General features: G+C 54.8%; 7 protein-coding genes. 3 read left to right on the top strand and 4 right to left on the bottom strand.

Going from position 1 to position 11,064, the window contains the following annotated elements:
* Nucleotides 1-103: 103 nt before the first annotated feature.
* Nucleotides 104-1,435, top strand: coding sequence for a hypothetical protein (locus tag AC59GX_RS18610; protein WP_497302206.1), 1,332 nt, complete (start codon nt 104-106; stop codon nt 1,433-1,435).
* A gap of 510 nt (nt 1,436-1,945) precedes the next feature.
* On the opposite strand, the gene AC59GX_RS18605 is transcribed toward AC59GX_RS18610, so the two are convergent.
* A complete protein-coding gene (locus AC59GX_RS18605) occupies nt 1,946-3,196 on the bottom strand; it encodes a glycosyltransferase family 4 protein (protein WP_497302205.1) in 1,251 nt (416 codons plus the stop codon).
* Nucleotides 3,197-3,310: 114 nt separating this feature from the next.
* Here AC59GX_RS18605 and AC59GX_RS18600 point away from each other — a divergent pair, with 114 nt between their 5' ends.
* Together AC59GX_RS18600 and AC59GX_RS18595 are read left to right on the top strand one after the other, a co-directional pair.
* Entirely contained in the window at nt 3,311-4,837 is a 1,527-nt protein-coding gene (locus AC59GX_RS18600; protein WP_497302204.1) for an oligosaccharide flippase family protein, read from the top strand.
* A 1,223-nt stretch (nt 4,838-6,060) separates the two neighbouring features.
* Nucleotides 6,061-7,113: a glycosyltransferase family 2 protein gene (locus AC59GX_RS18595; protein ID WP_497302203.1), complete on the top strand. Its 1,053-nt coding sequence runs from the start codon at nt 6,061-6,063 to the stop codon at nt 7,111-7,113.
* Nucleotides 7,114-7,115: 2 nt separating this feature from the next.
* Here the strand turns inward: AC59GX_RS18595 and AC59GX_RS18590 are convergent, their stop codons facing one another.
* From AC59GX_RS18590 to AC59GX_RS18580, 3 genes are read right to left on the bottom strand one after another with little or no spacing between them, the layout of a single operon-like run.
* A complete protein-coding gene (locus AC59GX_RS18590; protein WP_497302202.1) occupies nt 7,116-8,042 on the bottom strand; it encodes a glycosyltransferase family 32 protein in 927 nt (308 codons plus the stop codon).
* Nucleotides 8,043-8,089: 47 nt separating this feature from the next.
* Entirely contained in the window at nt 8,090-10,297 is a 2,208-nt protein-coding gene (locus tag AC59GX_RS18585) for a GumC family protein (protein ID WP_497302201.1), read from the bottom strand.
* 19 nt (nt 10,298-10,316) lie between these two features.
* A complete protein-coding gene (locus tag AC59GX_RS18580; protein ID WP_497302200.1) occupies nt 10,317-10,994 on the bottom strand; it encodes a polysaccharide biosynthesis/export family protein in 678 nt (225 codons plus the stop codon).
* Between the last annotated feature and the right edge of the window lie 70 nt (nt 10,995-11,064).

The following is an 11,064-nucleotide window of genomic DNA, read 5'->3' as shown; positions in this document are numbered from 1 at the left end:
CCTGGGGGCTTTGGGCTGCAGCGACCGGAATGCTCAAGCATTAAATGGTAGCGGGCCGGGTAGCGGTCCATCGACGCGTGCCCCGGTTAGGCAGATACGGCCATTGTCGCGCTTTGGCGTTGATCGTTTTACGACGCGCGATCAGTGGCCTCTTTTGCGAAAGGCATTCGAGGTTGCGCATGCCGAAGGGTTCGATCTCTTAGCTGACCCGGATGGAAATTATCGGCACGACGGAGTGCTCCTGCTCGATGGTGTCTCCCTGGACGGACAAGGGTGCACTTTTGTAGCGCTGTCTGACGGGCCGCAGGTGCTGCGCTGCGTTGGCGATCAGTGGCGCGTCGCAAACTTGCGCCTGCTGGGAGCGTCTCGGGTGCGGGTCTCGGCCAACGAAGGCAATGGTCTCATGATCGGTGACGGTCAAGCGCAGCCCGCGACCAATTTCGTTCTGGAGAACGTGACGGTTGATGCCGTCGCTCCAGGTCGTGGGGTGGCTGCAGCAGGCATGATGTTTAGCAACGCCAGTCGAGGCCGTATCATCCGTCCTATCGTTCGTCGCAGCTTAGCCGATGGCATTCATGTGACGAATGGATCGCATGATCTGCTGTTTGATAGGTCCCTTTGCGAATTTACCGGCGACGACGGCTTTGCCGTCGTATCGTACCGTGGGCAAAAGCAGATTTGTCACACGATAACTGTAAGTAATGGGATAAGTCGGGATTCCGCTGCCCGCGGGTGTTCGGTAGTCGGTGGACGTGACGTGGTGTATCAGCGGTTTACAGCAGAACGGTCATCTGCAGCTGGTGCTTATTTCTACGGCGAAGACTCTTTCGATACATTTGGCGTTCAGCGCTGTAAGTTGATTGATCCGGTCCTACGTCAATGTGTCACTGGGCGCGGCCAAGGGTCAGGTTTTAGTAACGCAGCAATTATTATCGGCGGTCGTGATGGGGCGGACCAAGTAGGCGGCCTTAGCATTCCACGCGGTGCCTCTGACTGCGTCGTCACGAATCCCGTCGTGGACGGCGCCGGGGCTGCCTGCACGGCGGGATTATCGACGCATCAATATGCGATCCGTCCCCGTATCTCTGGCGGCAATCTTACCAATCTTATATCCCCCAATGGGCCATTGCGTGCGAATGGCATCGAGGTCGGGGGGAGGGACGTAGTCATTAGCAACGTACGGATGAGTAATATCGCCGGGCTAGCAATAGTCGTAACCAAAACTGCCAGTGGAACATGCATAGTCGATAATCCCACTGTGACGAACAGTTTGGTCCGGCCGGGTCCTATAAATAGTTTTATATATGCAGACCCCGCGCCAGACTTAAATAAAGTGACAGTTAAAGGCGGTCGATTTAGAAACGGCCCCAACAAACTTGTTATAGATCTCACTGCTGGCTCGAGGGTTCGGCTGATTGATAACGTAGTTGGGTAATGTATCACGTGATTCTATAGATCTATATTGCTAGATAGCGTCTGGCGTGTACATTATCCTACTACGTTAATGCATGAGCTAGACGTAAAGATAAGCTAAAATATCTCGTAAACAACATGCTACTGAATTGCTATGAAGGAATGCTGGTATGAAAATCACTTTAGTATTGGGGCTAGGGCTAGCCTTGGCTTCGTGCGCATCTCCGAGTACTGGGGTAGCTGAAATTTCGACACCTGACGGTGCCACCGGGCTAATGCTGAGTAACGTCCCAGCAAGGGGCGTTGCGGAATGCATGTCGCAAATATTGCAGACTGCAGCAACTCAAAGCGGTGAAGAGTATACGATAACGACCTCTGGCATGTATCCCGTTACGTATCGTATTCACCCTATTACTGATAAGCTAAATCGGTTTACGACACAGGTGGATCAGGTGGGCCAGCGCGATAGAGAGCCAATAGTATCAGGCTGTGCACTTGATTCGGGTACGCGTAATGTCGATTTGCGCTAAAATTAGCGCGCTTCGATAGAGTTCAGTCTTCCTAGAAGGCGCTTGGAAAACGATTCCGAACTGAATTGGTCGTGAAATAGAAGACGAGCGCGATCACCAATTAGATCCCATCGTGCCCGATCCTTAAGTGCACGCCGGATTGTCAAAGCTAGGCTGTCAGGCGATGCATCCAAACCGACAAAAGCATCAATGCCGTCGTGGAGGAAATCGGCGATCCCGCACGCCCTAGTACAAATGACGATCTTTCCAGCACTCATCGCTTCTAAGGCAACGAGGGAAAGGGGCTCGTCCAGCGACGGAATAATGACTCCATCCGCCTCGGCCAGCGCTTCAAGCGCTGCTGAAGGCGATAAAGCGCCACCGTTGTGCCAAAAGGGTAGGGGTTCGCTCGCTTTTCGCACGTTTGCGGCATAGGCGGGGTCTGTTTCTCGCCCGTGAATTGTCAGGGCGATACTCATTTGTTCGTCGAGTGTTAGCGTGGCTGCTGCTTCCGCCAAGCCTAATTGCCCCTTCCTGGGTTCGATCCCCCCTAGCACGAGAAAATGCGCTTTAGTACTTGGCGCACGTGGTCGCGCGGTGACCGGGTCAACCGTGCCGCCCACTACCTCTGCGCGGTCGGTAAAGGCGGCAAGTGACCGTGCGACCATCGGACTCGCGGCCCAAATCTGCCGAGCCGACTGAAACGCCGCTCGAAGGTCGATACCCGGTCGATCAAAGGCAGCAACATACTCTGTTTCATGGATGTACCAGACCAGCGGCGCCGGAAGCCTATGGCGAACCAGTAGCGCTGCAACGATCGTGTTACACAGAACGATATCGGAACAGCGGGCCAAATCAAACACGGGAGAGGCTCTTCCCCACGTTAGGCGACTGACGATCACCGTTGCCCCGGCCTGTACGAATAACTCACGATACGGTCCGTCTTCCGGACTGACGACAATGACCGTCCATCCATCGCCAAGGCATGTTTTGGCAACTTCCAGTGCCAATTTTGGCGCGCCGGTAGCGGTCAGCTCGTGACTGACAAGCGTTAGCACCCGGCTCCGCCCTATTTTTGGTTTGATACGGATTTGCCGAGCGTCCGGAGCGTAAACTGCCGCAGGAATGGCGCGATTCACCCAGAACGCGCGCACGGTATTGGGAAGTACCCGCTCAAGATGGGATCGCCTCATTGCGACCTGGAGCAACCGTCGCAACACGCCAGGATGCGCTATGTGGTTGATCTGCCCGGCCAGCGCTTCCAAACGATCCATCTGAACTTCACACCAGTATCAAAGGCGCACATAGGCGGTAGTCAGCAGTGCCTTGGCGCTGCGAGGTTTCCGGCCACCCACTGCAAAGGCCGCGCTTAGACTCGAAGGATATGCATGTCGACTCGCCGTTCGGTCATTTGGGCCTTTGCCGGACAGTTTGCCACAGCTGCGGTAGCTTTTGGCAGCTCGGTCGCGATCGCACGGCTGCTCTCGCCCTACGAACTCGGATTGAACGCCATTGCAGTTGCAACATCGGGCATACTGTCGATCGTCGCTGCATCAGGCGCAGACGCCCTGATCGTGCGCGAGGTTCGGTTGACACGGCAAGTGGTGGCTGCAGCTACTACGGTAAACGCGGTTCTATGCGTCTTTTTCGCGGCCGGAATGATTGCCATCAGCTTTGCGGCTGGCGCCCTTCTCGGGGATGACAGGGCGGGTAACGTACTGCGTATCCTGGCGCTGGTGCCCCTCGTTAACATTTTTACGTTCCGCCCAGCTGCCATGTTACAACGGAACATGCGGTTTAAAACCGCGTCGTTGATCGCCCTGACTAACGTCGTTGTCGCCAATGTGGTGACTATCACCGGGATTCTACTCGGCTTCGGTTACCGCAGTCCGGCAGCCGGCACTCTGACCGCCTGCTTAGTGTCATTCGCGTTGTACGCCCTGACCTCGCCAACCGAAGTCAGGCCTAGCTTCGCGCTGGCGGGGACACAACGGATGGCACTTTTTGGCTTCCGGATGGTGTCGGTCACGGGCATGGGGCAATTCGTACAGTATTTTTCTCAGATCTTACTGGGACGCTTTCTAGGAATTAACATATTAGGACTGTATTCGCGCGCTGCGTCACTCGCAAACTTTATCTACGCGAACCTTTACAGTACCGCAACACGCGTTGCATTTGCACAGCTGTCTAAGGATTATCGCGAAACAGGCGAGGTTCGTGAAACATTTCTAAAAAGCTTTTACATTATCATATCGATTATGTGGCCGCTCCTTGCAGGCCTGGCAATACTCTCGAGACCAGTAATTGCTCTGCTTTATGGTGAAAGGTGGTTGATGGCAGCTTTGCCGTTTTCGCTTCTCCTTATCGCGCAGATATTCACTTTATCATTCGGAATGAATTGGGAGTTATTCGTAATTCGCGACCGGCTGGCAGTTCAAACTCGGTACGAGATTACCCGTTCTATAATTGGTCTCGGCATTTTTGCGATAGGTTGCACGATAGGTATGGCAGCGGCCACCGTGGGACGTATAATGGACGCCGCTATCGGTACCGTGATGTATTTCGCGTGGATGAGCCGGTTGTCAGACGCTCACCCTCGTGAAATTGTCGCAATTTACGCACGTAGTGGTCTTTTAACTGTTGTAGCGGTCGCACCGTCGGCGATGCTCATGATCGTAACAGGCTGGGACGCCCAAGTATCATGGTTGTGGCTCGGAGCTGCGATCGCAACAGGTGTGATCGGTTGGATTTTCGTATTGAGCCTATTGTCGCACCCTATTTTGGTCGAGGCGCGCATCATAGTATCGGCCGTGTCAGGGACTCTAGGGAATTACGGGCGACGCGGTAACGCCGCGCCTTCAGGTGATATTCCGTCCAGTGATGACGATCGGCTGCCAATTGACGAACGATTTTGAGTCGGTGCATTTGATTTTATCGCCATCGCGCAGCAATACGGCCAACGTCACAAAGATACGGTAGGATGCGATCCGGTACGTGGAACATACGATCATTGCATTCTAAAACTTCTCCGCGTCAATACTAAGCTAATCTTTTGAACTTCACTTCTGTGCCGTACATCGTAGCGCAGGTTGTGGAATGAAGAGAATGAATGATTTGATTGCGTGGTGATTGATAGGCTAGGGTATTTACGTGCGAGTATTTATGCTGATTGTACTCGGTATCTGGGTCGCATCACTCGCCATATTTTCAGTATCATTGATTGCGGTACGCGTTAATCGTCGAGTGAGAGCCTGGTTTATTAGCGATAGCTAAAATGAGGCGGGAAATGTGATCGGCAGAGTTATGAAACACTATTTGACATGTCGCCAATATTGTCTTGTTTATAGGCCGTCGGAATCAAAAAGCGGTATGTCAATGGAGTTATCAGTGCATAAAAACAGGCGATGGAGAAGCCCATATTAAGGGAGAACGGAAAAGCTAATTGTCAAACGGTAGCATCGGCAATGCATACCCAATATGGCCACGGTTTTTTAGTTTCGTAACATGACGGTAACGCATGTGGTACTGTGGCGAACGTATAAACGGATCTGCTATCGAACCACGTTGCGGACGGAATTTTTCCCTACCACAGCTTCGTTGAGATGGCGCAGGAAGGCGGCCGTCCGGATAGGCCTGGTGTTGGAAGGTAGGGCGGGGCCGTGCTCTTCCTTTCGCCCCTGAGACACCGTAAGGTCGAGGGATGAAACGTGTAGTTAAATGTGCTGTCGTGGCGAGTGGCTTGGTTCTGGTCACTCCAATAGCGTCGGCCCAATTGCTAAGCGATCGGGTTGTCGATACCCGTCGGTTATGTATTTATGTCGGTTCGGACCAGTCCGCAGATGGGCAAATCGTTCCGCGGAACACCATTGTACCGGCAAGTCAGCCGTGCCCCGATATTGCCCCGTATCGCGATCCTAATCGCCCAGTGCCGGGAAATGCCGCGCTAATGCGCGAGGCGACCGACAACGGCCGGCGGCAGTGCGTTTATGCGCAAGGCGGCGTTGATTATACGCGGGAAGTTCCCATCACACAGCATTGCGCGATGACGCCCGACCTTCTTGATCGTGCAATCGATGACCGCGATGCGAGCACGGGCATAACGCGTAACCGATAGGGCCTTGTCTACAGAGTGTCATTGATGATTATTACTAGCATCACGGAACCACGCGTCTCCGTCGCGATGGCAACTTATAATGGCGCACGCTACATTCGCCAACAGCTGGAAAGCATCGCTGCGCAGACGTTGCAGCCGATGGAACTGATCGTCAGTGATGACGGATCTACCGATGATACGTTAGAAATTGTGCGTGCGTATGCTCGTGAGGTGCCGTTTCCTGTCAGGATACTCGACAAACCAGAGCGGCTGGGCTTTGCGGACAACTTCCTCCATGCTGCCGAGGCATGTAACTCGCCGCTTGTCGCATTCTGTGATCAGGATGATGTCTGGTTGCCGGATAAGCTCGCTATCGGGCATGCCCGGCTCCGCGACGATGCTAGCCTGCTTGCGATGCATCGGTTGACGTTAACCGATGAGAGGCTGCGACCAATTGGCACACACGACCAAGGTATAACAGGTGACCGCTGCTTCTCGGCGCTCGAAATCGATCCATACGTAACAGGGTGGGGAAACAGCATGATGTTTCGCCGCGAGCTTGTAACCCTCATCCCGCGATCCCGTCGCCCCCGGCAGCCGCAAGCAACCCGATCCTTGTCGCACGACACCTGGTTGTATGTGCTAGCGGCCGCCTTGGGGCGCGTATCCCATATTGCAGAACCACTGATTTTGTATCGGCAGCACGATGCCAATGTGTACGGTACGGCCTTAAAAGGTAGCGTGATGGCTCGGTTGAAGGCCCGGCTAGAGATTGTACGAACGGTCCCACTGACAATTTACCGGGAGCGTGCGGTATTCGACGCCCACATGGCCACGCTATTCCAGGACTTAGCCGATCGTCTGGGCGACAGTGAGACCGGTGCCGCTACGCAAGCGGGAACACGCTTTACAGAGCGCGCTGCGCGATGGGCGCGCCGCATTGAACTCTATGATAGCCAAACGCTAAGCCAGCGCTCCAAGGTTTATCTGGAAATGCTTCGGACCCCTACGAACAACGTAGAGGGCGCTAAGGCTTTCCGACGTTCGTCCGTAAAGGACTTGTTGCTCGGCGTCGCGAGCCTAGGCCGTCGGCAATAAGTTCATTGGGTGCGAACGATCGGCCGTCCACGCGCTCTAAGATAGAAGCGTTTAGCATGCTTGATTAGCCGCCCGACCTGGCGACGAGTTCTAATATATCCGGTCAGCGCCACCTGTTCGAACGGTCTGCTAAGCGTTCCGACGATCGGCGTCATGCGTTTAGAATAGTGACCACGAAAGTGAACGTGGTGAGCATGGTACGCCATTATTGAGTAGCGTAGGCCAAGCTCGGCTTCACTTGAAACTCGCCGGTGTGGGATCTGATTTAACAGTGGTTCTATCGCAAACGTGTACGCAATCGGTCCGGTGACGCGTACTACCTCTAGCCCAACGCCGTCACGAAACGCGTTATATCGGTCAATATTGCCAAGTACGCGCTCGATCACGGCCCGTAAAAACGGATGACCGGGTGCTGAGGCTATAAACCATTGTTGGAACTCGCCCCCAGGCACATGGGCAAGATCCGGGTGTAACCCCCAAATCGCATGTTCGCGGCCCGGGGCATTATCCCATTGCGAGACGACAAAGTTATTGTTGCGACCGAATACCTCGGTCAAGGGCAGGTCGGCGGTGCTTTTAATGTCCAGATAAAGACCGCCCCGTCGATAAACTAGCAGATACCGAAACAGGTCAGCGCGCGCTGCACCGTAAAAAGGCGAGATGCGCGAATATAGGCTCAGGACTTCTGCGCCATATTCATCGGCAATAAATTGCTCGATATCGGCATCGTCGTACAGGCGAAACTGCCAGTCAGGATTCCGCTCACGGAGCATGGCGGAATTCCCGCTGAGCGGTTCAGGTAAGGCCTTCGTCGGATACGTCTGGTGTACGATATGGGGGATGGGACCTGTTCGTTCGGAATCGAGAATTCGCTGTTCGACGAATGCGTCGAGTATTGCCCCAATACCGGCGGTAACGTGATTATCCATATCGTACTCCGCGGCGGGCCGCTTACTAGCAATTGACGTATTAGGGCTCAGTTCGACGCGTTGTCAGATGAGCCATAACCGTAGCTATTACCGTAACCGTAGCCGTAACCCGCGCCGTAGCTCCCTTGTTTGGCATCGAACATTGTCAATACAACGCCCAGGATGTGCGCATGGGCGCTGCGTAAGCGGCCAATCGCCAGTCTAGCAACGTTCTTGTGCGTACTATGAGCCGCGGTAACAACCAGAGTGCTCTCGACCTGGCTGGCGATCAGCGGAGCGTCCGCGAGGCCCATCACAGGGGGAAGATCGAGGACGATATGGTCAAATCGATCCCCCATTTGGGTGAGCAGCATCTGCAACCGGTCGCCGGACAGGAGTTCTGGCGTACTGGGTGGTGGCGGACCTGCGCTCATAATGAAGAGGCGCATAATCTCCGTCGGGCGAACCAGCTCATCGATGTCGTCAGAGCCCGCCAGATAGTTGCTCAGGCCACTGCCAAGCGGTTGCTGCAACAACGCGTGAACCGAGGGAGACCGCATGTCCGCATCGACCAGGAGAACCTGCTTACCCGTCCGCGCTATCGAGCGCGCGATTGCGTAACTGGTCGAGCTTTTGCCTTCCGCTGCCCGTGCGCTTGTGATCGCAAGGGTGCGCGGAATGCCATGCGATGTAGCGAAGCTAAGGTTCGCCGTTACCGAGGCGTAGGCCTCGGTAAGCGCCGACTTCGGATCGTCCAACGCATCAACAGGCTCTGCGTTTGGCAGTTTAGGCGTCACACCAATCAGCGGGAGGCCAAGTGTTTCCTCGACTTCGATCGGATCGGTCAGGCCTTCGTCGATCTGTTCGAATACCAAGGCGAGTCCTGCACCGACGATCAAGCCAGCGACGAGGGCAAGCGCCATGTTGAGCAATGGTCGCGGCCGATCCGGCGCAATTGGTAGCTCTGCGTCATCGACTACCGCGATGTTGTTTACTCCCACACCCCCGGCAACGCCGATTTCCTTATAACGCTGCAGCAACGCGTCATATAATTGTCGGTTAGTATCTACTTCACGCTGAAGAATATTATACTGAATGCTGCGCCGGCGGAAATCGAGCACACGACCAGTCAGTTTCTTAACCTGTTCGGTTAACTGCTGCTCACGTGATACGCTGGCTACATAGGTCTGCTGAAGGACGGCGCCTACACGGCTACCTTCACCTTGTAATGCCGCATCTACCGAGCGAATTTGCGCCTGCAGCGCTTTGGCCGGAGGATAGCCGGCATCGAACTGCTGCAGCAGCTTGGCATATTCTGCGGCGAGCTCGGCACGGCGTGTGCGCAGCGTACTATTGGCGGTGTTATCGAGTTGTTCCTTGCTAGCTCCGCCGCTGTTTAAGCGACTCTCGGCAAGCACACGCTCGGCGGTAGCCTGCGCCAATTCTTTGTTAATGTTCGAAAGGTCATCAACGACAAGCGAGCGCTCGCCCGTCGTTTGACCATTAGAGTCGGTTGATCCCGGAATATTCACAATATTCTGCTGGGACGCGTAGTTTACCAAAGCTCGCTCAGATTCGTCGATCCGAGTACGTAGTTGCTTTAGCCGGTCCTCCAGAAAATTACGGGCATAGGACGTGGCGGAATAGCGCCGCTCTAAGGTCGATTGAATGAAATTGACTGACCAGGCGTCAACCACGCGCTTCGACAATTGGGCGTCGGGGCTAGTGAAGCTGATCTCCACCAAACGAGACATGCGCTCAGGCTCAACATCCATGCGGGCAAGAATAAGGCTTCCTGCCATACGGATTCGAGCCGCTCTCGCAGCCGGCGTCTGTACTGGCTTGCCATTCTCGAACGTATCGTCGGATGGCGTGATGCCAAATTTTTCGAAAAATGCGGCGTCGTCGCTTACCCGCAATGACCGTGCAATGCGCTCGGCCAGTGCCCGCGATTTCAACAGTCCGTACTGTGTCTGATAAAATTCGTTGTCGGCGGACGCCTGCGCCTGCTCCGAACCCTTCACTTCTGCAAAGTTACGGTTTTCGCGCTGAATTTCGAGGATCGCACTCGTTTTATAAAGCGGGGTCATCAAGAGCGTTACAAGGAGACCGGCGATCAGAAATGCGACCACGGTTCCCAAGATTAGCCATTTACGCCGGTTCGCGATCGACAGGTATTCAGATACTAGCGAACGCTTGTTGCGTGTTGCATCACCTTCGATCACGACATCCGGAAATGCCCCGGAAGCGGTCGGCTGGAACTTAAATTCGTTCATCGGTTAAACGCTTTCCGAATTAGTTCAAGACGGCGACGAGAGGCGCCGCAATAAGACCAGACGAGGCAATGACCAAGTTGAACAAACGTCGCGCGCGCGACGCGTCTACTTGGATCACGTCATTGGCGAAAACTTCTGGATCTTCGTACATGCCTTGCTTGATAGCCCGTAGATCATACAAGCCAACGATATCGCGCCCGTTAACGCGACGAAATACAAGTACGTAATCTTCACGCGCCAGATCGGTGACGCCCTCAGCGCGGGCGATAGCTCGCATCAGAGTCATGCGACCGGTAACCGGATAGAGGCCGGGTGTGCGCACCTGACCGTCCACGGTAATGACCTGGCTTACAACCTGTGTGACGTTAATGCTGACTTGTGGTGCGCGGACGTGATTAGCACGCAAGCCCTCTGTAACGGCCTGGGTGAGCTGGGTTGGGGTTTTGCCAGAGGCCGGCAGCGCGCCAATGAGCGGCAACGAGATATTGCCGCTCCGATCGATCGTCACGGTGCGACTGAACTCCGGCAGGCCAAATACGTCGACCGAAACCTGATCAAAAGGTCCAAGTACTTGCGGACGTGGCGCTGACACAAGGTCCGTCGGCAGAGGCTCTGGAAGAGCCTTCTGCTCGGTAAGCGTTAAACCCGGCCGCCCGACAAAGTGGTCCTCGGCGCATCCACTTGCCAGCAGGAGCACGCTTGCCCCTATGATCGTTACGCACTTTTTCACGAATGTCTGTCCCTGGGCTCTAGCCACTGATTGGTCG

The organism is Sphingomonas sp. 320_CC, assembly GCF_059691795.1.
This window is presented reverse-complemented; position numbering and strand designations above follow the sequence as displayed.